The 22543-nt window shown below is 60.5% G+C and carries 21 protein-coding genes and 7 pseudogenes; 13 read left to right on the top strand and 15 right to left on the bottom strand.

Annotated elements, in window-relative coordinates; genetic code table 11:
- Nucleotides 1-132: 132 nt before the first annotated feature.
- Nucleotides 133-1029 (top strand): universal stress protein, encoded by an 897-nt coding sequence (locus tag ACE4QZ_RS13135; RefSeq protein WP_021784679.1) that lies wholly within the window; start codon nt 133-135, stop codon nt 1027-1029.
- Nucleotides 1030-1078: 49 nt separating this feature from the next.
- On the opposite strand, the gene ACE4QZ_RS13130 is transcribed toward ACE4QZ_RS13135, so the two are convergent.
- A complete protein-coding gene (locus tag ACE4QZ_RS13130) occupies nt 1079-1570 on the bottom strand; it encodes a BCAM0308 family protein (RefSeq protein WP_028697428.1) in 492 nt (163 codons plus the stop codon).
- A 117-nt stretch (nt 1571-1687) separates the two neighbouring features.
- Between ACE4QZ_RS13130 and ACE4QZ_RS13125 the strand changes: the two are divergent.
- Nucleotides 1688-2284 (top strand): annotated as a pseudogene (locus tag ACE4QZ_RS13125) (ribose-phosphate pyrophosphokinase-like domain-containing protein); the annotation flags it as partial.
- 19 nt (nt 2285-2303) lie between these two features.
- Here ACE4QZ_RS13125 and ACE4QZ_RS13120 read toward each other — a convergent pair.
- The 3 genes and pseudogenes from ACE4QZ_RS13120 to ACE4QZ_RS13110 form a co-directional block, all read right to left on the bottom strand.
- On the bottom strand, nt 2304-3194 hold the full coding sequence (locus tag ACE4QZ_RS13120) for a universal stress protein (RefSeq protein WP_021784676.1): 891 nt from the start codon (nt 3192-3194) through the stop codon (nt 2304-2306).
- Between the two features lie 88 nt (nt 3195-3282).
- A pseudogene (locus tag ACE4QZ_RS13115) lies at nt 3283-3750 on the bottom strand (heavy metal translocating P-type ATPase); the annotation flags it as partial.
- Nucleotides 3736-3966: pseudogene (locus ACE4QZ_RS13110) on the bottom strand (outer membrane lipoprotein OprI); the annotation flags it as partial. The pseudogenes ACE4QZ_RS13110 and ACE4QZ_RS13115, both read right to left, overlap by 15 nt.
- A gap of 190 nt (nt 3967-4156) precedes the next feature.
- Between ACE4QZ_RS13110 and ACE4QZ_RS13105 the strand changes: the two are divergent.
- Both ACE4QZ_RS13105 and ACE4QZ_RS13100 read left to right on the top strand, forming a co-directional pair.
- Nucleotides 4157-4367: pseudogene (locus ACE4QZ_RS13105) on the top strand (BON domain-containing protein); the annotation flags it as partial.
- 97 nt (nt 4368-4464) lie between these two features.
- Nucleotides 4465-4863 (top strand): ion channel, encoded by a 399-nt coding sequence (locus ACE4QZ_RS13100; protein WP_021784674.1) that lies wholly within the window; start codon nt 4465-4467, stop codon nt 4861-4863.
- A 7-nt stretch (nt 4864-4870) separates the two neighbouring features.
- Here the strand turns inward: ACE4QZ_RS13100 and ACE4QZ_RS13095 are convergent, their stop codons facing one another.
- The 3 genes from ACE4QZ_RS13095 to ACE4QZ_RS13085 are packed head-to-tail and all read right to left on the bottom strand — an operon-like array spanning nt 4871 to nt 8364.
- Nucleotides 4871-7246: a phosphoketolase gene (locus ACE4QZ_RS13095; RefSeq protein ID WP_084850269.1), complete on the bottom strand. Its 2376-nt coding sequence runs from the start codon at nt 7244-7246 to the stop codon at nt 4871-4873.
- Nucleotides 7247-7280: 34 nt separating this feature from the next.
- Nucleotides 7281-7745 carry a CBS domain-containing protein gene (locus ACE4QZ_RS13090; RefSeq protein ID WP_410480451.1) on the bottom strand — a complete coding sequence of 155 codons (465 nt, stop codon included), beginning with the start codon at nt 7743-7745 and terminating at the stop codon, nt 7281-7283.
- Nucleotides 7746-7803: 58 nt separating this feature from the next.
- The gene (locus ACE4QZ_RS13085) at nt 7804-8364 is read right to left on the bottom strand and encodes an Hsp20/alpha crystallin family protein (protein WP_021784672.1); all 561 of its coding nucleotides are present in this window, start codon (nt 8362-8364) and stop codon (nt 7804-7806) included.
- 198 nt (nt 8365-8562) lie between these two features.
- On the opposite strand from ACE4QZ_RS13085, the gene ACE4QZ_RS13080 reads away from it, so the two are divergent.
- Nucleotides 8563-9297 (top strand): hypothetical protein, encoded by a 735-nt coding sequence (locus ACE4QZ_RS13080; RefSeq protein ID WP_021784671.1) that lies wholly within the window; start codon nt 8563-8565, stop codon nt 9295-9297.
- On the opposite strand, the gene fnrB is transcribed toward ACE4QZ_RS13080, so the two are convergent.
- Entirely contained in the window at nt 9266-9997 is a 732-nt protein-coding gene (gene fnrB / locus ACE4QZ_RS13075; protein WP_033730605.1) for a Crp/Fnr family transcriptional regulator FnrB, read from the bottom strand. The two genes, ACE4QZ_RS13080 and fnrB, sit on opposite strands and share 32 nt — an antisense overlap.
- A 212-nt stretch (nt 9998-10209) precedes the next feature.
- Here fnrB and ACE4QZ_RS13070 point away from each other — a divergent pair, with 212 nt between their 5' ends.
- From ACE4QZ_RS13070 to ACE4QZ_RS13060, 3 genes and pseudogenes are all read left to right on the top strand, one after another.
- On the top strand, nt 10210-11073 hold the full coding sequence (locus ACE4QZ_RS13070) for a universal stress protein (protein WP_031322612.1): 864 nt from the start codon (nt 10210-10212) through the stop codon (nt 11071-11073).
- Nucleotides 11074-11079: 6 nt separating this feature from the next.
- A pseudogene (locus tag ACE4QZ_RS13065) lies at nt 11080-11334 on the top strand (GNAT family N-acetyltransferase); the annotation flags it as partial.
- Between the two features lie 127 nt (nt 11335-11461).
- Entirely contained in the window at nt 11462-12829 is a 1368-nt protein-coding gene (locus ACE4QZ_RS13060; RefSeq protein ID WP_279935253.1) for an erythromycin esterase family protein, read from the top strand.
- A gap of 17 nt (nt 12830-12846) precedes the next feature.
- On the opposite strand, the gene ACE4QZ_RS13055 is transcribed toward ACE4QZ_RS13060, so the two are convergent.
- The 4 genes from ACE4QZ_RS13055 to ACE4QZ_RS13040 all read right to left on the bottom strand — a co-directional run bounded on the left by ACE4QZ_RS13055 (nt 12847) and on the right by ACE4QZ_RS13040 (nt 15400).
- A complete protein-coding gene (locus ACE4QZ_RS13055; protein ID WP_021784666.1) occupies nt 12847-13518 on the bottom strand; it encodes a dienelactone hydrolase family protein in 672 nt (223 codons plus the stop codon).
- Complete coding sequence (locus ACE4QZ_RS13050) at nt 13511-14203, bottom strand: phosphoribosyltransferase (protein ID WP_021784665.1); 693 nt, start codon at nt 14201-14203, stop codon at nt 13511-13513. The genes ACE4QZ_RS13055 and ACE4QZ_RS13050 overlap by 8 nt, the downstream gene beginning before the upstream one ends.
- Nucleotides 14204-14267: 64 nt before the next feature.
- Complete coding sequence (locus tag ACE4QZ_RS13045; RefSeq protein WP_153811165.1) at nt 14268-14411, bottom strand: hypothetical protein; 144 nt, start codon at nt 14409-14411, stop codon at nt 14268-14270.
- 62 nt (nt 14412-14473) lie between these two features.
- The gene (locus ACE4QZ_RS13040) at nt 14474-15400 is read right to left on the bottom strand and encodes a universal stress protein (RefSeq protein WP_021784663.1); all 927 of its coding nucleotides are present in this window, start codon (nt 15398-15400) and stop codon (nt 14474-14476) included.
- Between the two features lie 197 nt (nt 15401-15597).
- On the opposite strand from ACE4QZ_RS13040, the pseudogene ACE4QZ_RS13035 reads away from it, so the two are divergent.
- Nucleotides 15598-15720, top strand: a pseudogene (locus ACE4QZ_RS13035) (NAD(P)-dependent alcohol dehydrogenase); the annotation flags it as partial.
- Between the two features lie 226 nt (nt 15721-15946).
- Nucleotides 15947-17038, top strand: a complete 1092-nt coding sequence (locus tag ACE4QZ_RS13030; RefSeq protein WP_021784661.1) for a site-specific integrase — start codon at nt 15947-15949, stop codon at nt 17036-17038.
- Nucleotides 17039-17428: 390 nt separating this feature from the next.
- On the opposite strand, the gene ACE4QZ_RS13025 is transcribed toward ACE4QZ_RS13030, so the two are convergent.
- From ACE4QZ_RS13025 to ACE4QZ_RS13015, 3 genes and pseudogenes are all read right to left on the bottom strand, one after another.
- Nucleotides 17429-18127, bottom strand: a complete 699-nt coding sequence (locus ACE4QZ_RS13025; protein WP_021784659.1) for a hypothetical protein — start codon at nt 18125-18127, stop codon at nt 17429-17431.
- A 128-nt stretch (nt 18128-18255) separates the two neighbouring features.
- Nucleotides 18256-18447: pseudogene (locus tag ACE4QZ_RS13020) on the bottom strand (RHS repeat protein); the annotation flags it as partial.
- Nucleotides 18448-18480: 33 nt separating this feature from the next.
- Nucleotides 18481-18930 (bottom strand): hypothetical protein, encoded by a 450-nt coding sequence (locus ACE4QZ_RS13015; protein WP_230849505.1) that lies wholly within the window; start codon nt 18928-18930, stop codon nt 18481-18483.
- A 391-nt stretch (nt 18931-19321) separates the two neighbouring features.
- Here ACE4QZ_RS13015 and ACE4QZ_RS13010 point away from each other — a divergent pair, with 391 nt between their 5' ends.
- From ACE4QZ_RS13010 to potE, 3 genes are all read left to right on the top strand, one after another.
- Entirely contained in the window at nt 19322-19894 is a 573-nt protein-coding gene (locus ACE4QZ_RS13010) for a bifunctional pyr operon transcriptional regulator/uracil phosphoribosyltransferase (protein WP_021784657.1), read from the top strand.
- A 196-nt stretch (nt 19895-20090) separates the two neighbouring features.
- Nucleotides 20091-21080 (top strand): ribose-phosphate diphosphokinase, encoded by a 990-nt coding sequence (locus tag ACE4QZ_RS13005; protein WP_021784656.1) that lies wholly within the window; start codon nt 20091-20093, stop codon nt 21078-21080.
- 90 nt (nt 21081-21170) lie between these two features.
- Entirely contained in the window at nt 21171-22511 is a 1341-nt protein-coding gene (gene potE, locus ACE4QZ_RS13000) for a putrescine-ornithine antiporter (protein ID WP_021784655.1), read from the top strand.
- Nucleotides 22512-22543: the final 32 nt, after the last annotated feature.

Here is a 22543-nt window from a genome sequence, read left to right as displayed (position 1 = left end):
TTGGTTGCCGTACGATTGGCATTATCGTAGCCGTTGCCGGTTCGTTCTTGATAAAAATCAAGGCCCCCAGGCGCCATCGCGGCACCCTACGCGTAAGCCGTCATTGCGACGGCCATCGCTGCGGAGGCCATCATGAACGCTTTGACGCGACTGCTACTCATCTGCCATCCGGACCTGCACCCCTCACCAGCCCTGGCGCGCGCGCAGGCGTTGGCCAAGGCCACAGGGGCCACCTTGCACCTGGTGGTGCTGAGCCAACTACCGTCACGCCTGACCACCCTTGACCAGGTACTGCGCAGCAGCGCCCGCAAACAAGACGCCGAGCATCGCAAGGCATGGCTGAATGAACAGGCACAGGCGCTTGGCAAGCAGGGCATTACCGCCTATGCCGAAACGCTGGATGACGATGATCCACTCAAGGACCTGATCCGCCTGGCGCAGTTACATCGCGTGGAAATGCTGATCAAGGACATCCGCCACGAAACTGTCGTCAGCCGTGCCCTTCTCACGCCGCTGGACTGGCAGTTGCTGCGCCGTTGCCCGATACCGTTACACTTGGTAGCTCAGGCTGAAGCGGCACTGCCTGCGCGGGTGCTGGCGGCCGTGGACCTCGTCGAGCACGACGCTGCGGTGCACAAATGCAACGACCATGTCCTGCAAGCTGCACAGGTGCTGGCGCAACGCTGCAAGGCACAACTGCATGTGCTCCAGGCCTATGAACCGAGCCCTAGCTTCATGGCCTACGCCGCCGCACCAGTGGCATGGACCGATGAGGTGATCGAAGAAGTGACAGGTAGAGCACGGGAACGCCTGACCCGCTTCGCGGACAACTACGGCATCAAGCCGGACCATTTGCACCTGATACGCGGGGCTGCCCGGAGTGTCATCAGCGAATACGCCAACCAGCATGGCTTCGATGTGGTTGTCATGGGCACCCTTTACCATGAAGGCTTGGCCAAGGTCATCGGCAGTACCACCGAGCAGACCTTGTACAAGGTGCAGTCGAGCATCCTGGCAATCCACGGCTGATTGGCCGCCGGTTTGCAATGCTCCGTGCCTTGCAAACCGGCGGCCCGTCTCAATCGCGATGCCAATCGACGCTCAGGTAGCGTTCACTGTCGCTGTAGCGATAGCTGCAGACGCCGTCATAAGCGGCTTCCAGTTCATGTCCAATGCGGTTGGCCAGGTGCGTGCCCGTGGTGGTCGCCAACAGTTCGTCGTCCTTGCAGTCGATGGCGATCAGCCGCTCGAGCACGTGGGTCTGGCGCTCTTGCTGTTCGGCATGCTGCATGAGCTGGCGAATCTCCTGCTCATGGGTCGTGACGAAACGGCCCGACACGCGCACCTGGCCCGCCGCGGCATGGTCCTCAATACGTCGACAGGCGGGGCATACAGTTGACTCCAGTGGCCCGAGGCCGTTTGCTCCGTGCGGGTGCCATTCACCCTCGTGATAGACCGCGCCACATTGCGGGCAAAGCGCGCTGCCGCCCGGGCGAAGGGGTATGGCGTAGGGGTCGAAGGGACGGGTTTTGAACAATTTGTCCTTGTGGCTTTTCTGATACTTGTCCATTGGCGTGCTCGCTATAAGGATTGTGAAAATCGCAGCCCTTGGCATGCGCTGACCTGCACAGTGTCCGTCCATGGGCCAAGCTGCACTTGATAATCGTCAAACCCAGCGCTGCCACGCCGCTTGTGCCATCTGCTGTTCTTCTGTGGCGCTCTCAAGGACGCCGGCGCCAGTCAGGTGACAGCGGTGACGCCCTATCTGTGCTATGAGCGCAAGGACCGCAAGGTGGAATTTCAGGACTCGACCATTACACGCCACGTGGCTCGCCTGATGGAAAGCTGCGGCATCGACCGGGTGGCGCCGGACATGGGCGGCATCAAGCGTGCCGAACAGTTTCGCCAGGCACTGGCCCAGCTGCTCGCGCGCCCGGTTGCCATGGCCATGGTGGAAAAGCACCGGCAACACACGCAGCTCAGCGGGGAGTGCCTGGTGGGTAATGTGGCTGGCAGCACGGTCGTGCTGTTTGACGACATCATCAGTACCGGCCAGACACTGTTGCGGGCCGCACAAGCCTGCCATGGCGCTGGCGCATCCCGCATTCTGGCTGCCGCCGCCCACGGTCTGTTCACCACTGCAGGAGCGCTGTTCGAAAGCGGGATGTTCGAACGCATCCTGGTCGCCGACAGCATCACGCCCTTTCGCCTGCCCGCCGCTTGCCGGGCTCAGCTGGACATCTTCGACACCAGCGCCCTGGTTGCTCAACGCCTTATGCCGTGACGTGGTCAGCCGTACAGCCCTACACCACCAGGATATTGCAAGGCACCTGGTACAACACATGCTCGGTGGTGCTGCCGAACAGACGGTCCAGCCCCCGTGCGATGGGCCGCCCCATGACCAGCACGTCTACCGGCTGTGATTCGACGTATTCGCTGAGCACCGCGACCGGACGGCCCAGCACGAAGTGGCGGCGTTCCGATGGCGCTCCGAAGCGATCGGCCAGTTTTTTGAAATCATCCTCCAACGCTTGGCGCAAAGGCCCGGCAATGTCCCCGATGGCCCAGGCGGCATACCCCATATCGCCCATATAGGCCATCGACAGATCGCAGGCGTGCAGGAGGTCCAGTTGCGCCCCGGTCTGCAAGGCCAATGCACTGGCCTGCTGGACGATACTGTCATTTCGGGCCTGCCCCTCATCCGAGGTATCAGCCACATCCACCGCCGCCACGACCTGGCGTGGCAACGCCGGCAGGCTGGCACCGAGCAAGTAGACCGGGACCGGACAGTGGCGCAACAGCTGCCAGTCAAGCGGGGTGAAGAAGGCGCGCTTGAGCGCAGGCTCATGCTCGACCTGCTTGAGCAGCAGGTTCGGTTGCATCTCCAGCACGTGCTGCAGAATGTCATCCTGCAGGTCGTTGCTCCAGGCCACCTCGGCCGTCACCTGCACGCCAGAGGCACGCAGCACGTTTGCCTGGGCTTCCAACTGTTCCTGCTGAGCCTGCCGGTAAGCCTCCCGCTCCGTTTGATGCTTACCGGACTCCAGCAACCAGAGTTTGTCCAATGATTCGAGCAAGGCGACGATGTGCAGGCTGGCCGATGCAGACCTTGCCAGTGCAACGGCCTGCTCCAGGGCGACCGCCTGGTGCAGCATTGGGCGCATGATCAGCAACAGGCGTTGATAGTGACTCATGATTGCCTCCAACGGTGGGTCGGCCTGATCACTCAGGCATTGGGGGTTGCATCAGGGGTGCGGTCTTTTCCGGGATATCGGTTATGGTGGCTTCGGTCAGCAGCAAAATGCTGGCGACCGAGACCGCATTTTCAAGTGCCAGGCGCACGAAGGGCGCCCGTGACTGGCGTGCCGCCTCGGCCAAGCTCACGATGCCGGCATAAGTGCTTTGTGCCGCAGTCTGCGTGGCCACCAGCACCATCGGCGCGCCAGCGTTGCACACCCCGCTGGCCACCGGCTCGCCGCAATGGCGCGTGACGGGTAACGACTCCCCGGTCAGTGCCGCCTCGTCCAGGGTGGCCTGGGGACTCTGCAGGCGTACCGGCACGGTCTGACCTGGCCTGACCTGATCCACCGCTACCTCGTGCAGCCCGTCTTGTTCCTGCACCCACGCACGTTGCGGCGCTCGGTCGATCAGCGCGCGCAGTTCGCGCTCGGCATGCCGCACGCTGAACGCTTCGAGGGCTCGTCCGGTGGCCAGCATCAGCGCGACCACCGCAGCCAATTGCTGCATCTCGTCCTGAGCCTGGGTTGCCCGTCGTAGCGCCTCGTTGGCGGTCTGCTCGACCAGGTCGATGCGGTAACACACTTGATCGGCGCGCAACCTTGCAGTGGCGGCATTGTTCTCCGCCGATTCCAGGCGCGCATCGTACTCCTCAGCGCGCCACGCCGTGCAGCCGGACGCGGTAATCAGCAGCAGGCTTGCCCACCCGCAAAGCACATAACGTCGCATTTCCATACCCTAGTGCATGCCCAAGACACGCTGAGTATCGATTGCGGCGTGCGCCGCAGCCTGACATTTGTCAACCGCAAGCGGCCTGTTCACCGGGTTTGGCCTTTATCAATCGCGCTGTGGGGTACACGTGTAGAAACAAGGACTCAGGGCACTTCAGCCCCTCCCCTGCCCGCTACCGGAGCCGATCATGAACGACCTTGACTTGCGAGACCTTGTGCTCGAAGAGCTGGAGTTCAAACCCGATATCACGCTGCCAGCATCGGTGTGACGGTGTAGTCACCCTCTCCGGGCACGTCAACAGCTACGCCCAGAAAGTCAGTGCCGAGCGCACGGTCAAGGCCATGAAAGGCGTGCGCGGCCTGGCCGAGGGAATAGAGGTACGCCTGAACAAACTCGAAAAGTGGTCGAGCGTGCGGCCTGGTCGGTGCCGGGCGTCAGCAAGGTCGAAGATTATCTGTTGATCGCCTAGCGCCGCCGCGCCAAGGGGCGATGGCCATGAACAAGGATCAGCCCTGGAAGCTCTACTTACTGGCAGTCGGCCTGGCGGTGCTCGCAGCCGTGCAGTTCGGCCTGTTCAGCCAGCCGGCCGTGCACGCCATCCTTTACAGCCAGTTCCTGCAGTTGCTCGATCAGCAGAAAGTCAGCGACCGGCCCGACCGCAAGGGCCGCCTGGCGATCCTGAAAGTCCACCTGCACAAGATCATCTACAAGAATGACCTGGACTGCGTGTATTTCTCCTTCACCACCTATACCACAATAGGCTTCGGCGACATCGCCCCCACCGGCCATCTCAAGTACCTGACCGGCCTGCAGGCCTTGACGGGCCTGGTACTGATCACCTGGACCGCGTCCTTCCTGTTCCTGGAAATGCAGAAGTACTGGAAGGCCAAGTAGCGCTTGGTCAGGCACCTAGGGGGGAAGTCCATCGCCATTGCGCAACTTCAGGCATGTCTTCGCCATGTTCGATGAGGTAGAGCTTGTGCTTCTCCATCGTTGCCCAATAGCGGGCTCGGGCCTGCTCGAGCTGAGGCTGCAAGCGTGGCACGCGCTCGAACACATCGAGCAGCAACTGGTAGCGGTCCAGGTTGTTGATGACTGCCATGTCGAACGGCGTGGTGGTTGCGCCCTCTTCGCGAAAGCCCCGCACATGAAACCGTTGCGGATTGGCGCGCTTGTAAATCAGGCGATGGATCAACGCCGGGTAGCCGTGGAAGGCGAAGATGACCGGTCGATCTTCGGTGAACAGCCCATTGAAGTCGCTGTCGGACAGCCCATGAGGGTGCTGTTGTGACAGTTGCAGCGCCATGAGGTCAACGACATTCACCACCCTCACGCGCACATCAGGAGCCTGCTCCTGCAGCAGTGTAACTGCCGCCAGCACCTCCAGGGTCGGCACATCGCCCGCGCAGGCAAGCACCACGTCGGGCATCTCGTCATCGTGGGAGGCCCAGCCCCAGCGTCCGATACCTGATTGGCAATGCACGGCGGCCGCTTCGCTATCGAGCCATTGCCACTCCATCTGCTTGCCGGCGACGATCACATTGATGTACCCACGGCTGCGCAGGCAATGCTCAGCCACCGACAGCAGGCAGTTGGCGTCAGGTGGCAGATAGATCCGCGCCAGATTGGCCTTCTTGTTTGCCAGCAGATCGAGCAGACCCGGGTCCTGGTGCGAGAAACCATTATGGTCCTGCCGCCAGACATGCGAAGTCAGGAGGATATTCAATGATGCGATCGGCTTGCGCCACGGCACCTCGGCAGCTGTCTTGAGCCATTTGGCATGTTGGTTGATCATCGAATCGACAATATGGATGAAGGCTTCGTAGCAGGAAAACAGGCCATGGCGACCCGTCAGCAGATACCCCTCCAGCCAGCCCTCGCAGATATGCTCACTGAGGATCTCCATGACTCGCCCTTGTGCCGAAAGGTGTCCATCATCGCTGGCGTGAGCCTCCAGCCACACCTTGTCGGTAACCTCGAACACTGCATCCAGCCGGTTGGACGCCGTTTCGTCAGGGCCGAACAGGCGAAAATTCTGCGACGCAAGGCTGTTCTTCATCACATCGCGCACATACCCGCCCAGCACTCTGGTCGACTCGGCCCGCACCTGACCCGGGCCCGGCATCGGCACGCAGTAATCGGCGTAGTGCGGCAAGTCCAGTGCCCGCAACAATAGGCCGCCGTTGGCATGCGGGTTTGCGCTCATGCGCCGCCGGCCAGTCGGGGTCAGTGCGGCCAGCTCAGGCAGCAACGCGCCCTGTGCGTCAAAAAGCTCATGGGGACGGTAACTTTCCAGCCATTGTTGCAGCTGCAGCAGGTGCGGCGGTTTGCCAAGGTCCGACAACGGCAACTGATGGGACCGCCAGGTGCCCTCTACGCGTTGCCCATCCACGTACCTGGGCCCCGTCCACCCTTTTGGGGTACGAAGAATCAGCACCGGCCACAATGGCCTGTCGATCACCTGCGGGTCTTCGGCATGCCGCGCGAGGCGCTGGATCTGGCTGATCTTCTCGTAGATGACTTCCAGCGTCCTGGCCAACGCACGATGGACGTCCATCGGCTCGTCACCCTCGACAAAATAGGGATCATAACCATAGCCATACATGAGGCTGGTCAGTTCCTCCTCGCTGATCATCGACAGCACGCTGGGGTTGGCGATCTTGTAGCCGTTCAGATGCAGGATGGGCAGCACTGCGCCATCGCGGGCGGGGTTGAGGAACTTGTTGCAATGCCAGCTGGCAGCCAGTGGCCCGGTTTCGGCCTCACCATCACCAATGACGCACGCCACGATCAGATGCGGATTGTCCAGGGCGGCACCATAGGCATGGGCCAGCGAATAGCCCAGTTCGCCCCCTTCGTGAATGGAGCCAGGCACATGGGGGCCGACATGGCTGCCTATGCCATAGGGCCAGGAAAACTGCCGAAAGAGCCGGGCCATTCCAAGGGCGTTGCGCCCAACCGATGGGTTGAGCTCGGTGTATGTACCGTCCAGGTACGCCTGAGCGACCAGAGCAGGGCCGCCGTGGCCAGGGCCCGTGACGAACAGCACATCGAGGCTGTACTGGCGAATCAACCGGTTCAGATGGGTATAGATGAGGTTGAGCCCCGGCGAAGTCCCCCAGTGGCCCAGCAGCCGAGGTTTGACATCGGCCAAGGTCAACGGCCTGGTCAGCAAGGCATTGTCCTGCAGATAGATCTGGCCAACGGTGAGGTAGTTTGCCGCCCGCCAATAGGCGTCCAGGCTTTCGAGTTCTTCAGTACCCGGGACATCACTCATGCCAGCCTCCTTTCGTCATCGCGCACGCGGGCGCTCAAAGGTCTTCGCCGCGAAGATCTTCCTCCCGCCGGCTCTGTTGACGGATCAGCAGTGACAGTTCGTGCAGGTGGTCCGACAGCAGGCCCACCAGATCGTCCGCCGTGGCAATGCCGGCCAGCAGACCGAAATCATCGACTACCGGAATACGTCGGATATTGGCGCGCCGCATGTTGAGGATGACATCGAACAGGTCCTCGTTCTGGTTCGCGGTGATCAGAGGCCGGGGCAGTACATCGACCGCCTGCAGGTCCTCCTGATCCGGTGGGTTGCGCGCAATGATCCGCAACGCCAGGTCGCGATCGGTGATCAGGCCGATGGGCCGACAACGCTCGCCGTCGACATGTTCGGCCAGCACAAGATCGCCGACATGGTACTGATTCATCATGCGCGCCGCGGCATAGATGGAGATACCGGGTGGTGCGGTGACCACGTCCCGGTTGCAGTATTTGCCAATGGACATCATGTTCTACCTCCACAGGCGGAGCCTCCTTGCTCCTCGATGCAGTGAGGGTGGGTGATCATTTACCGCTCTTGATCGGAATCACCTTTTCCGGATGGATGGCTTCGGCACGCTTGGGCAGGTGCACCAGCAGCACGCCCTTGTTGAACTGGGCGTCGATTTTCTCGGCGTCGACCCCACGGGGCAGCTGGAAAACCCGTTCGAAGCTGCCGTAATGGCGCTCGGACAGGTGATATTCCTTGCGTTTTTCGTCCACTTCCTCCTTTTTCTCGCCGCGGATCAACAGGTTGCCATTGACGAGCTTGATCTCGATATCCTTGGCATCCACGCCAGGCAACTCGGCGCTGATGCGGTACTCCTCGGCCAGCTCGCTGATGTCCATGGCCGGCATGCCGTGGGTGAACAGGTCACGCCGCCAGAACGGTTCGACATCGAACGGTGTGTGGCTGAACGGCATGCGCGTCGGCCGCCATCCAAAATCCTCGAACAGGCTGTCGATCTGACGGCGCAATTGCTGGAAGGGCCGCCACAGCTCTGAAGGTTCTACGCTGGGCGGCGAACCTTCGGTTGGCTGGCTGGCGACGGGGGTAACAGGCACTTTCTTGGCAACGTCTGACATGGAGTTCTCCTCGAATGGGTGAATGAGTATTGCCTCCCAGGGAGACGCCTCGATCATGCGCCGTGGGGCAGCACCCCATTTGATCTTTATCAACAAGGTGAAGTCCCTGCCGCCCGCTGGTTTGATCCTGGTCAAAGTGCCGGATTGGCGACGGCCTAGGCTGATTACAGCAAGCCATCATTACCGTGCGAGGCAGTCATGGACCGGGAGGGTGCCAGCGTCCGCGTGCTCCAGACATTGCCCGGCCTGGGTATCCAGCAATTCGTGCGCCTGGCCCTTTGCAGCCAGCCATGCAGCGAGGCAATGGCTGGCCAGTACTGCGTGCTCAGCGGTCGAACCGAGTGCTGGCCATGCAGTTACGTGACCCTACCTGGCGTGGCCGGGCAATTTATCGTCAGCACTCAGAGTGCGCAGCCCTTGGGACGGGCGGGGGAACTGTTCGACTATTCCGGGCCGCTTGGCAGCGCTTGGCCGTTGCCCCTGCAAAGTACAAGGTTGCTGGCCATCAGTCGCGCCGACGGCCTGCTGTCCTTACTGGGGGCGCTGGATGAGATTCGCTGTTGGCTGCCCTGGATACAATTGCAGCTGTCACATGACGGCATTGCGGCTGAACTGCTGCCAGACGATTGTCGAACCTGGCTGTCGGCTCTGTCGTTACTGCCGCGTGACAGCAGCAGTGGCTGGTGGCAAACCAGGCGCTTGCTGATCACCTTTCACCCGGACACGGTGTACTGTTGCGCACCGCCACAAGTGGCGCGCCAGGTAGCCCAGCTGTGCTGGCAAACAGGCGTAGCACCGCAGCGTATCTGGATACGCACGGATCATGTGCCACGCCCGATCTGGGTGGGGCACTCCGCCGAGAACTGGCCTGTGCAACGCTATGACCGGGTGCTTGCCGCGCTCAAGTGGGCTCCTCCAGATGGGTCAGGTTGACCAGGCCTTGCATGTCGATGAGCCTGACCTCACGCCCGGCGCACAGCACGAGACCTGCATGGACGAAACGGCTGAACAGGCGGCTGACCGTTTCCAGCGTAAGGTCCAGGTAGTTGGCGATATCACCACGGGACATGGGCAGGTTGAACACACCCGCCCGCAACCCCCGCGCCTGGTAACGCGCCGACATGCCCAGCAGGAAGATCGCCAGCCGCTGCTCGGCACGCCCATGGCAGCAGCGCAGGTGCTCGTCCTTGCCCTGGATCCCTAGGCTGAGCATGTGCAGCAACTGATAACGCAACCCCGGAATCTGGCCGGACAGGTCCACCAACTGATCCAGCCTGATGGAGCAGACCAGCGAGAGTTCCAGGACAACGGCAAAGCTTCGGTAATGACTGGCACCAATAGCGTCCAGCCCGAGCATTTCACCCGGCAGGAGGAAGCCGGTCACCCGCTCGGTGCCCTCGGCATCGAGCAGAAAACTCTTGATCGCCCCAGAGCGCAAGGCAAACACGTGCTCCATGGGTTCATTGGCCTTGAACAGGTACTCACCCCGCTTCAATGGCCGGTTACGGCGGACAATCCGCTCCAGTTTGTCCACTTCGTCGGCGCTGAGGCTGGCGGGCAGGCATAGCCGGCTCAACGAGCACGCAAGGCACTTCACATGGGGCCTTGCCCCCATTTCTGCAGAGCCTGACATGACGATGCCTCCGCTTTTTTTGCAGGCGGGCATCTATTCAAGTTAGCGGTCCCACAAAATGTTAGCGGTCTGTCCGACCAAGGGTTGGATGCCACCCAAGGTGACTTGATGAAGATCAAACCGCGCCTTGCGTGCGCCTGCATGCTCAAGCGTCGAACGCTTCGCAGAAGTCCGACTGTATGCCAGGCGCTCTCAGCCAAAAGGTGAAGATCATGGAAATCAGTAGCTTGCTTGTCCTTGCAGCCGACGAAGATCGATACGATCCAGCTATCGAACAGGCGATCGAGCTGGCGACGGCTGTCGGCGCCTTGGTGACCCTCGCCATCCACATAGCACCTGCTACCGAGGCCAGACATCTTGATACCCTGGGCAGACAGAAAGGCCTGGCGAAGGTCTTCCTCGACAGCGGCATCCACCTGGAGCCGGAGGTCATGCGAATCAAACCCACGGCGAAAGCACTGGTCAAACTGGCCAGGGCATGCGCCGCCGACCTGATAATTCTGCAGGCTCAAGCCGACGGGCGTGTCAGTTTCGGCCTCGAACTCATGCGGCTTGCGCCCTGCCCCGTGTTGTTCGCACGGGAACGTTCAGAGCCAGGTCAAGCCAAGCTGTTTGTAGCGGCGCCGGCCAGCTGCGAAGACCTGGACGACGGGGACGCGAATGCCGCAGTCGTCGAGGCCGCGAGGCTCATAACCCATGCGCGCAAGGCGAAGATGCATCTCTTCTGCGTTTATGACCAGGCCGCCCTCCTGCGTCACAGCGAGCACTACAGCCTAGCGGAAATCCCCTCGTATGAATCCGTCGCAAGCGCATTCAAACGCTTCGTCGCGCAACTGGGCATCCCTAACGCCCATCACCAGTTGATCGTCGGATCATGCGCGCACACCCTCTGCGCATACGCCAATCGCTGCGGCTACGACACCGTAGTGATCACCAGCCCTCACCGCGCCTGGCAGTTCGCGACCCTGGAATACCTGCTAAGCAGCCTGAAATGCAACTTGCTCGTGGTACCCGTAAAGCCACGCCAGCAGGAGTTGGCTATCCCTGAATCGGGGGAGCTTTATCTATCGGTTTGACAGCTCATGAGTGACGCATTTGACAACTGTCAAGTCGGCGCAGGGCCCACTGTCGACACTGAACTTCCTTGTTCATTCGACATAGAGGACATTGCCATGGCGCCCGCCGAAACTTCCCGTGTGCACACAACGCCTTCGTTCCCCAAACCTTCGGGTGAATACTGGATCGAAGCCCTTGAAAACGGCGTTCACGTGTTGATCAGGCCCTTGCAAGCCCAGGACCGAGCACGCGCCTTCATCGAACGGCTGTCGCCCGAATCGGGGTTCACCACCGTCGCTGACCCGGATGATGCTAGCCAGGTCATCCACCGGCTCTCCCTGATCTGAACCCTGGGCCGTCGCACCCTGACGGGTCAATGCGCGGCGGCCCGATTATGGGAGGCTCCCCATGAACGGCCCTTCGAAGAAATTGATGGAAAGACTCTACGGCAAGCAGTATCAGGTCGACACTGCCGATATTGCCCCGGTGCTTCATCAGTACGCCGAACCTTTGCCGAACCTCGATACGCCGGCATTCGCAGCGCTGTTCGATTGCTACGCTGACGCGCGCGTCATCCTGCTGGGCGAGGCAAGCCACGGCAGCAGCGAATTCTATCGCGCCCGAGCGGCGATCACCCGGCGCCTGATCGAACAGCATGGCTTCAACATCGTCGCCGTCGAGGCCGACTGGCCGGATGCCGGGCATGTCGATCAGTACGTCCGAGGCTTGGCGCACTCGGCGTGGAAGCGCCATATTTTCAGCCGTTTTCCAACCTGGATGTGGCGCAATAGCGAAGTCAAAGCCTTCGCCCAATGGCTGCACGGGCACAACCGACTGCTGCCCACCGACCACCGCGTGGAATTCCGCGGCCTGGATGTCTACAGCCTGCGCAATTCCATCCATGAAGTCCTGGTGTATCTGGACCGGGTCGATCCGCATCTGGCCCATGAATCCCGTCGCCGCTACGGTTGCCTGACACCTTGGCAGGACGACCCCGCGCTGTACGGGCACTTTGTCGAGCACGGTGGCGTCATGCCATGCGAGCAACCGGTGATCCAGCAACTGAATGCCATGCTCGCCGAGCAATTGTCAGGGCTTGTCCGCAATGACGAAGCTTTTTTCAACGCAACGCAGAATGCCCGTGTAATCATCGCCGCAGAGCAGTACTACCGCGCCATTTACCGAGGTTCGACGGCGTCCTGGAACCTGCGCGACCGGCACATGTTCGATACCTTGCGCGCGCTGCTGGAACACCGTGGCCCCCACGCCAAGGCGGTGGTCTGGGCTCACAACTCCCATATCGGCAATGCCGCAGCCACAGAAATGGGCTGGAAAGGCCAGTTCAACATCGGCCAGCTTTGCCGCAGCGCTTTCGGGCACGACGCGGTGTTGATCGGCATGGCCACCGACCGCGGCCAGGTGGCTGCCGCCGATGACTGGGACGGCGACATGCAGATCAAGGAAATCCGTCCTTCGCGCAGCGACAGCTGGGAGCACCAGTTCCGCCTCGCAGGCGTGCCAGCCTGCCTGAGCGACTGGCGCGACCCACAGCGCAAGGCGTTGCGCCATGTGTTGTCCACGGCGCTACTCGAACGCGCCATCGGCGTCATCTATCGCCCCGAGAGCGAACGGCTGAGCCACTACTTTGAGGCGGTGCTGGCCGAGCAGTTCGATGCGCTGCTCTGGTTCGAACAGACCCAGCCAGTGACTGCCCTGCCCTTGCCGAAACAACAGCATCTTGAGCCAGAGGACGAAACCTATCCATTTGGTGTATGAGCCTCGGCGAAGCCCCATCAGACGGATATGTGCTGCAGGTACTTCACGAACCAGTCACCGGCGAGCGCCGCGGCCTTCGCCAAGGTGCCAGGCTCTTCGAAAAGATGCGTAGCGCCTGGCACCACTTCAAGATGCCGCTCACAGCTCAGCAAGCGGTCCACCTGACGATTGAGCTCAAGGACCAGGACGTCGCAGCTACCTACGATGTGCAAGGTTGGCGCTTGTACACGGTCCAGCATCGGCCCAGCCAGGTCTGTTCTGCCGCCTCTGCTCACCACCGCCGCCACGCGCTCGGGGCGCTGCGCAGCCGCCCACAGGGCCGCAGCGGCCCCCGTGCTTGCACCGAACAAGCCAATGCGCAACGTGCCCAGCTGCGGATCGCTTGCAACCCAATCGATGACATCGATCAAGCGCTTGGCCAGCAAGGCAATGTCAAAGCGCAATTCTCCGGTCTCGTTATCGAGTCGTTGCTCAGCCTCGGTCAGCAGGTCGAAGATTATTGATCCCAGGCCACGTGCCGCGAGAGCGTCTGCTACGTATTGATTACGGGCGCTCAGGCGCCCGCTGCCGCTGCCATGGGCAAAGATGACCAAGGCGCAGGCGTTGGCCGGCTCACGCACGTCCGCGATGAGTTCGACGCCTGCCAGCTTCACCGTCTGTGTGCGAACTTCAACCCTGTGCTCAGTCATGGGGCGCACTCCGGTAAAGCGCTTGCTGATCGGCTTGCCCCATGAGCGTCATCACTTCCTCGTCTGATGTCTGCGGGAAATCCTGATACCAATAGCCAACCGAAACCATCCGCTCAGGCACCAGCGGGCACACCAGCTCATCCACTTCACCGTACAGCGCTTCGAGCGTTTCTGGCGGTGCGACCGGGACGGCGACGACGATCCGCGCCGGTGACTGGGCTCGCGCAGCCTGGATAGCCGCCCTCATCGTGGCGCCAGTCGCCAGGCCATCATCGATGAGAATCACCACCTGGTCCTTGAGCTGCAGGGCTGGCCGCCCTCTCCGGTAGGCCCGTTGGCGCCGCGCCAGCTCCTCGGTTTCCCTGGCAACCACGGCGTCGAACAACGCCGGTTCTACCGGGTAGGCCCGCAGCATGTCGTCATTGAGGACCGTAACGCCGCCGCTGGCTATCGCACCCATGGCGAACTCGGGGTGAAACGGCATGCCGAGCTTGCGCACCACCAGCAGGTCCAGGCGCACATTGAGGGCAGTCGCGACTTCGTAGGCCACTGGAACGCCACCACGCGGCAGTGCGAGCACGATCACGTCGGGCCTGCCGGCGTAGCGGGTCAGTGGCTCGACCAGGCGTCGTCCACCCTGGGTACGGTCGGCAAACAAGGTTGGCAAGGCAAGATCATGGGACATGAATACCTCCCGCGCCGTAATGGGCGCCTGTCATTGCAGAGTCCGATGGGGGCCATTGATCGCTTCAAGGCGTGACTGCACGCCCCTCCTCGGGCAACAGGTCGAACTGCGCGAGGCAATGCTGCTCATCAGCGGGCGTGAGCGCCTTCAGACCGCTCACTTCCTGGGTGGCGTAGATCGGCCCGCTGTAGCCCTCTTGCGCCAGCACCGGAAGATAACCGCTATGGATCTCAGCGCCTTAGCGACAAAGCCCTGACGGGCCTTGTACGGTTACCCCTGTGAATGCTCGGGCGAGATCACCAGCACACTGCTGGACAACCGGTGCATGACACGCTCGGCAGTGCTGCCAATGAACCAGCCGATACCATGGTGGTGATAACTGCCCATCACCAGCACGTCGATGTCATGGCTGTCCATGAACAATCCCAGGACCTTGGCTGGGTCGCCCATGTGCATGTGGCGATGCTCGCTGGCGATGCCATTGCGCTCGGCCAGTGCCTGGAAGGCCTCACTCTGGGCTTCGTGAAGTGTCTGGGCGAGGTTGGAGTCGAGTAAGAACGAATGCTCACGACTACTGCTGGCGTCCAGGTACATCGACCCCAGGTCGTAGACGTAGAGCAAGTCGATCTGGGCATTGCACTGCAAGGCCAGTTTCAGCGCCTCGCTGATGATCTGGTCATTGAAGCCTTCATACTGGTCTTCGGGCCTGGACAGGTCGACGGCCGCCAGTATCCTGCGCGGCAAGGCGTGGCTGGCTTTGTGTACCAGGTGCAACGGTATGCGCGTATCCCGCAACAGCTGGATATCCAGCGACGTGAACATGGCGCGCATCCACCAGGGCTCGTGCTCGAACTCCTTGATCAACATGGCAAACGGTTGCTCGCGCAAATGCACCAGGATCTCGTTCAGCGGATGCAGCACCCAGACCACTTCGGTGGTGACCGTGATGCCAGTGCGCCGCATCGGTAGCGCCTGGCTTTCCAGCCACTCGCGGTGCTGGCGCACATAACCATCGCGCATCACCGCCAGGGCCTGGTCATTGACCAGGCCCGCCGTGGCCAGCCCCTCGACATAGTCGAAAGCGACGATGTGCAACGCCATGCCCTTGGCTTTGGCCAATGCTGCAGCGCGATCATAGACCGGGGTTCGGCGCATCAGGGGCGACGCGATCAACAAGAGTCGTTGCGGGTTGGCCATGGCACACCTCTGTAGTTGGGAAGCGTGCCCCGATCATCTGCCACCGCCCTGCGCGCGACTTGATGTTTGTCAACTCACGCACCGTGCAGACGACCGGTAATTCGGACCGTGCGGAAAATTGACGCCGATCAAGGATCCATGGCGAATCTGACGCACCTAGATCAAGAACAATCACGCAGTGCCTCGGGAGACATGCCATGGCGCTCATGAAAGCGGCTGTTATCGTTGAGAATAACCGTATCGTGCTGGAGGACAAGCCTATCCCCGATATCGGTCCGCTAGATGCGCTGGTGCGCATCACCACCACGATCTGCGGCACCGGTTCGTGATACTCAGTGCTATGTGGTTAGGATTGCTCGCATAAGCTGTGCAGGATGGCCAAGGCTTCTAGTGGTAGATTTAAAGCTGGCAATGGAATTGATAACTGCCCTTTACGATCATGGATGTGGTCATTCCGAAATCTTCGTTATATTAGGTCTGATAAACCACAGGTTATCCGAAACTATTGCAGCGTTGAGCGAGATGAAATTGACAGAGCCGGTACAAATGCCCTCCTCCCAGCCGTTGGTGCTGGCGGAGCTAGCCGACAGCACCCGCGCCGCGGCCGAGGCATTCATCGCGGCAGGCACCGCAGCCAATACCGTGCGCAGCTACCAGAGCGCCCTCACCTACTGGTCTGCGTGGCTGCGATTGCGTTATTGCCGCTCGCTCGGCGACGGCGCGTTGCCTCCCGTGGTCGCCGTGCAATTCATCGTCGATCACTTGGCCAGGCCCGATACTGCTGGTAACTGGACACACCTGCTGCCGCCGGCAGTCGATGCCGCGCTGGTTGCAGCCAAGGTCAAGGGCAGGCCGGGGCCACTGTCGTTCAGCACAGTTAGCCATCGCTTGGCAGTTTTGGCGAAATGGCATCGCGTGCGAAGCTGGGATAACCCAAGTGAGGCTCCTGCGGTGAAGACTCTGCTTCGCGAGGCACGCAAGGCCCAGGCGCGCCAAGGCGTATCCGTGCGGAAGAAAACCGCAGTGGTGTTGGAGCCGCTGCAGGCGATGCTCGCCACCTGCACTGACGGCGTGCGTGGCGTGCGCGATCGCGCCCTGCTGTTGCTGGCCTGGAGCGGCGGTGGCCGGCGCCGCTCGGAAATCGTGGGTTTGCAGATCGAAGACCTGCGCCGTCTGGACGCCGACACCTGGCTATATGCACTTGGGGCAACCAAAACCGACAGTAGTGGCGTGCGTCGGGAAAAACCGCTGCAGGGGCCAGCGGCACAAGCACTTAACGCCTGGCTCGCTGTAGCACCGGCCAGCAACGGCCCCCTGTTTCGCCGTTTGTACAAAGGGGGGCGGGTCGCGACTGTTGGCCTGTCCGGCGACCAGATCGCGCGCATTGTCAAGCGTCGCGCGGCACTGGCAGGCCTCGACGGTGACTGGGCGGCGCACAGCCTCCGCTCGGGCTTCGTCACCGAAGCCGGACGCCAGGGTGTGCCTCTGGGCGAGGTAATGGCGATGACCGAGCACCGCAGTGTCAGCACGGTGATGGGCTACTTTCAGGCCGGTTCGCTGCTGGGCAGTCGTGTCAGCCAGTTATTGACCACTTCTTCACCGGAAAAAGACAACCCTGACGAGGCAGAGGACGGCTAACCCTTGCTTCTGAACACACCCTTGCCGTCATATTGTCGCTCTTCACTACTAAACAGAGATGCTCTATGCAAATAGCGTTCGGTATCACGGTCATGCTGGTCTTGGCCGTCGTTTTTTCTGCTCGGCCTAGCCGAAGCTAACCACATGCTGGTCTTCGGCTTGCTCCTCGCAGTCTTTTCCGCGCTGGTCATCATCGCCTTGGCCGCCACGGCAAAAATTCAGGCCATGCGGGCGACTTTTGTGCCAACGCCAGCGATCGCTGAGAACAAGTCATCCACCTTCACCAAAATCACCCCCTGCAGCACTATGCAACCCCCGAGCATCGAGAACTACCGCGTTTCAGCGAGCCTCCCTGAAAACCCACATGCGCCTGTGCTTCGACAACATTCGCTACCACGAGGAAATTACCCTGCCCGCGCGCTGGCAGGTCAGGCCGGAGCCATCATCATCGCTGCTCTGCTGACAACGATCTGCGCCGATCGCCCATTTGACTCCAGCTTGCAGCCGGGCAGTAGGCAACGCCTTGCGCAGCAGTGCACAGACTTGCGCTTCCAGATATTCGGCACGAGTCCGAGCCATTTTCATTTTTACCGTCGGAGCGAGATCATCCAACAGTGCACGCATGCCCCCGTGAATGTGGCTAAGTACCAGATGCGGTATGGGCAGCAAGTACTCGTTCCCGGTATTGATGCACGGTGCCGACCAGATCGGGTTGCCCATAAAAAAGTGCGGGATGGCGTCGGCACTTAAGCTTTCAGGCATAAGTGACAGCTGGTCCAATACCCGCAGCACCATGTCCTTATCACGCCCTGAAACCAGCTCGATACGCTCTGGATCAGCCACCAACAGCCGGACCAGTTGCCGATTAGCGTGAGACCACAAAGCCGTGGCCACTTGTTCGCGACTGACAGAGTCTGGTAAATGCTGCAAAAATTCCTCTGGATCGCCCTCCGCAAAATCGTCCTCGCGATAAAATGCATGCACCATATCGTTCACGGTTTCGCAACGGAATACAGCGAAAAGCCGCTGCAAACGTGCAGAGCTGCGCTGCTCGACATCTACCAGTGCGGCTTTCGCAATGTCGATCACTCGGCAGCAATCTGCTTCTCCAGAGCTGTAATGGCCGCTTTGATCACCAGAGCACTGGAACTGCTTCGCTCAATCGCGATAGAAAGAGCTCCTTGGGATTCCGCAAGCTCTTGGATGTTCTTGGAAATGCTGAAGTCCAGGCGGTTGGCTATCGCGTCATAGCGGAATTCTTCGCTACCCGCCAGTGAGCCGGTATCGCGGCTACGTAACTGGCCGTTAGCTTCGGACTCATACATGATCTCACCTCGCAGCTTGTCGAGCGTGCGCACCAACTCACCGGCCGGGTCGTACTGATGGCGACGATGGATCGGGTTGACTGCTACCAGATACCGGCGCTCGTCGTAGCAGTAGAATCAGCCCAGTTTAAAATAAAATTCAATGAACCTATTAAAGTTACTCCACTGCGGGCGAAGTCGCCCCGCTTTGAAAGCTTCCAATCTCTCACCAAGGGAAATCTCAAGCACCTCTCCAGTCCTGGAATTATAGTAATATCCACTTTCACCCTCAAAGCTATCCAAGGGTATGTAATCAAGACTCAGACCTAGAGTGTCATGGGTGCGTTTCAGCGCAAGATCAAACTTGGTATTTTTAGAAAACCAACCAAGCTGATAGAGTTCATGCCCTCCCGAGGAAAATGTGGGGCCATCTTCAGCATGCAAGTAAAACTCAGCACAGTCCGATCCTATATCAATTCCTAATTTAACTAGTTCAGCCTCATAATCTGCGCTAGCATCATCATACCACCAGCCTTTTTGGCGGCAAAAATTTTTAACTTTATCCGATAGCATTTTTAAATCAGCCACAAGTTAATTTACTTGAACGAATATTTTTCCACCTGCGCTCTCGACATCCAATAACTTTCTCTGTCGCCATTAAAACACGCTCACAGTGCGCGTTTCCACTAAGCCCCGCTCTCGAAAAAGTCAACCACTTACCCATGGTCAACAGCCCTTCCGCCTTCGTTCGCCTTCCCAAATTTCCGTGCGGTCACCTCACGATGCATTTTGCAATGGTCGAGTCAGTTTCCGTCAACGGACGGGTAGATAGCAGAAATATTTCGTTGGTTGGCGCGTATTTTTGGCGACATCCGAACTAATCTGCAAGCTTGCTGTTGTATCACTTGGCTTTTATCAAGCCCACCTCAAGGGGCCCGGGTAGGCTCCCGGACACCGTTATCCAATAAGGAAAAACACCATGAAGCGCCCCGCTCCATCAAGAGTCCGTCTGTATGACGAACACGATCTGGACAGTGTGCTGCGCTCGATGGCCCGGCAGGCCATGGCTTGCCTGCCTACGTCTGAAGTGGCGCTGGTAGGCATTCAGCGGCGTGGTGAGCCGCTGGCGCAGCGCCTGCAACTGCACCTGCAAGCACTGACCGGCGCTGCGCCATTGCCGCTCTACCCGATCAAGGTCAAGCGCTATGCGGACGACCTGAGCCTCCTGCATGCCCATACTCAACTCACCGAGAGCCCTGAACTCGCCAAGCTCGACCTTGCCGAAACCACCTTGCTGGTGGTCGATGACGTGCTCTACGAAGGGCACTCTCTGCTGCGCACCTGCGCCTACCTCGCCGAACTGGGTGCGCGCCACCTCATCAGCGCTGTGCTCGTCGACCGCCACGTCTGCCGCCAACCGGTGCATGCCGATATCGTCGGCATTCATTTGCAGGTCGCGGCGCAAGATATCGTCGAATGTCATGTGCCTCCCTACGAAGGCCAATTCTGCGTGGAGGTGGTGCGCCATGGCCGAACAGGCGATACCGCGTGATTCAACTGCCAGGTAAAGACCTGATCGTCAGGATGCTGCACGGTGTATGGCTGACAAGCCGCTGTGAGGATCGCAGCCTTTGGCATGCGCTGACCTGCACAGTGTCTGCCCATGGCCCACGCTGTACTTGATAATCGTCAAACCCAGCGGTGCCAAGCCGCTTAAGTTGCCGGTAACCACCCAGGGAGCATCGCCCATGAACACCACAGCACCGTTGATGTTTGCATTGCAAGGCAGCGAGGGCTATGGCGATGCCGTTGCCCGACGCCTGGGCCTCTCCCTGTCGGCACATGTAGAGCGAGACTATGAGGACGGCGAGCACAAGTGCTGGCCCCAGGATGCGGTCGAGGGGCGAAACACCGTCGTGTTCCACTCGCTTTATGGCGATATGCACCACAGCGCCCACGACAAACTGTGCCGGCTGCTGTTCTTCTGTGGCGCGCTCAAGGACGCCGGCGCCAGCCAGGTGACAGCGGTGACGCCCTATCTGTGCTATGGGCGCAAGGACCGCAAGGTGGAATTTCAGGATTCGACCATTACCCGCCACGTGGCTCGCCTGATGGAAAGCTGTGGCATCGACCGGGTGGTGGCGCTGGATGTGCATAATCCCAGCGCGTTCGACAACGCCTACCGGATACCAGCCTGGAACCTGGACTGCGCGCAGCTGTTTGCCCAGCGCCTGGCGCCGCTGCTTGTTGCGCAGGGCATCACGGTGGTGTCGCCGGACATGGGCGGCATCAAGCGCGCCGAACAGTTTCGCCAGGCACTGGCCCAGATACTGGCGCGCCCGGTCGCCATGGCCATGGTAGAAAAGCACCGGCAACACACGCAGCTCAGCGGTGAGTGTCTGGTGGGTAAGGTGGCGGGCAGCACGGTCGTGCTGTTCGACGACATGATCAGCACCGGCCAGACACTGCTGCGTGCCGCTCAAGCCTGCCATCGAGCCGGCGCTTCACGCATTCTGGCTGCCGCCACCCACGGACTGTTCACCAGTGCAGGGACGCTGTTCGAAAGCGGGATGTTCGAACGCATCCTGGTCGCCGACAGCATCATGCCCTTCCGCCTGCCCGCCCCTTGCCAGGCCCGGCTGGACATCGTCGACACCAGCGCACTGGTTGCTGAGCGCCTCCTGCTGTCGAGATCAAACGGGACTGCCAAGGGCGCCCAACCTGCAGCGTTTACGTAGTCAAGCATTGAACATTAGCCCCCTATTCGGCCACGCGTTGCACGTTGCCGGACCAAGGTTCAAAACATTGAACGCGGCAAGGAGTTTGCGATGGCTGATTCAAGCAAAAAAATGAGCCTGGTCGGGCTCACGACGCTGGTGACAGTCAACATGATGGGTTCGGGGATCATCATGTTGCCTACCAACATGGCTCAACTAGGCGCCGTCTCGCTGTTGTCGTGGCTTTTCACGGCGATCGGCTCGATGGCCATCGCTTATTGTTTTGCCCAGTGCGGCGTCTTCTGCTCACGCTCCGGCGGGTTGTCAGCCTACACAGAAGAAGCTCACGCGAAGTCAGGTTTTTTCCTCTGCTCGTACCTGTACTTCCTGTCTCTGGCCATCGCCAACGTAGCCGTGGCCATTTCTGCGGTGGGCTACATGACCGCCTTCTTGCCCTGGCTGGGTAGTGGTGCCATCCCGTTGTGCATAGGGACCGTCGGGCTAATCTGGCTGACCACCGTCGCCAACTTCGGCGGCCCCGGCATCACCGGCAAGATCGGTGCTTTCACGGTCTGGGGCGTGATCATTCCGGTAGCGGGCCTTTGCATCATCGGCTGGTTCTGGTTCAAGCCCGATGTACTGGTCGCCGCCTGGAACCCTAACGATCTGCCGATTTCCGAGTCCATCGCCAAAGCCATTCCTCTGACCCTGTGGGCGTTCCTGGGCATGGAGTCGGCGGCCCAAGCCACCGATGCCGTGGAAAACCCCAAACGCAACGTGCCACTGGCCTGCCTGTTCGGCACCTTGGGAGCTGCCGGTGTCTATATACTGTCGACCACCGTGATCCAGGGCATCATTCCCAATGCCGATCTGGCCAAGTCCACCGCGCCCTTCGCGCTGGTCTACGCCACGATGTTCAATCCATTGGTAGGCCATATCGTCATGGCCCTGGCGGTCATGGCGTGTGTCGGCTCGCTGCTGGGGTGGCAATTTACGTTGGCACAAACTGCCAAGATGACCGCCGACCAGAACCTGTTCCTCAAGTTCTTCAGCAAGGTCAACGCCATGAACGCCCCTGTCGTCGGCATGATCGTCTGTGGCCTGCTGCAAACCTTGATGGCCCTGTCAACCATTTCACCGGATGCTGCCGCCCAGTTCAGCAAGCTGGTCAACCTGGCGGCGGTGACTAACCTCATCCCATATTTAACCGCGCTGACCGGTCTGCTGGTCATCATGTACAAGGCCGGTGTCTCAACGACGATCTACGCGCGCAACCTGGTGGTGCTGCTGGTTGCGGTGACGTACTCCTTGTATGCCCTGTATGCCTGCGGCAAGGAGGCGGTGATGGGCGGCACCTTGGTGCTGGCCTTCGGCTACCTGCTCTATGGTTTCCTCGCGAAGCGTTTCACCGACACGCTGCCAGCCGAACAGGCCGGGGCCGGCAATCCTTAGGCGCGGCAGCCAGGACTGCACAGACATCTGCA

It is taken from the genome of Pseudomonas sp. DCA-1 (assembly GCF_046523955.1).
GTDB lineage: Bacteria > Pseudomonadota > Gammaproteobacteria > Pseudomonadales > Pseudomonadaceae > Aquipseudomonas > Aquipseudomonas putida_Y.
The sequence above is the reverse complement of the archived record's forward strand: the minus strand, read 5'-3'. Positions and strand labels throughout refer to the sequence as shown.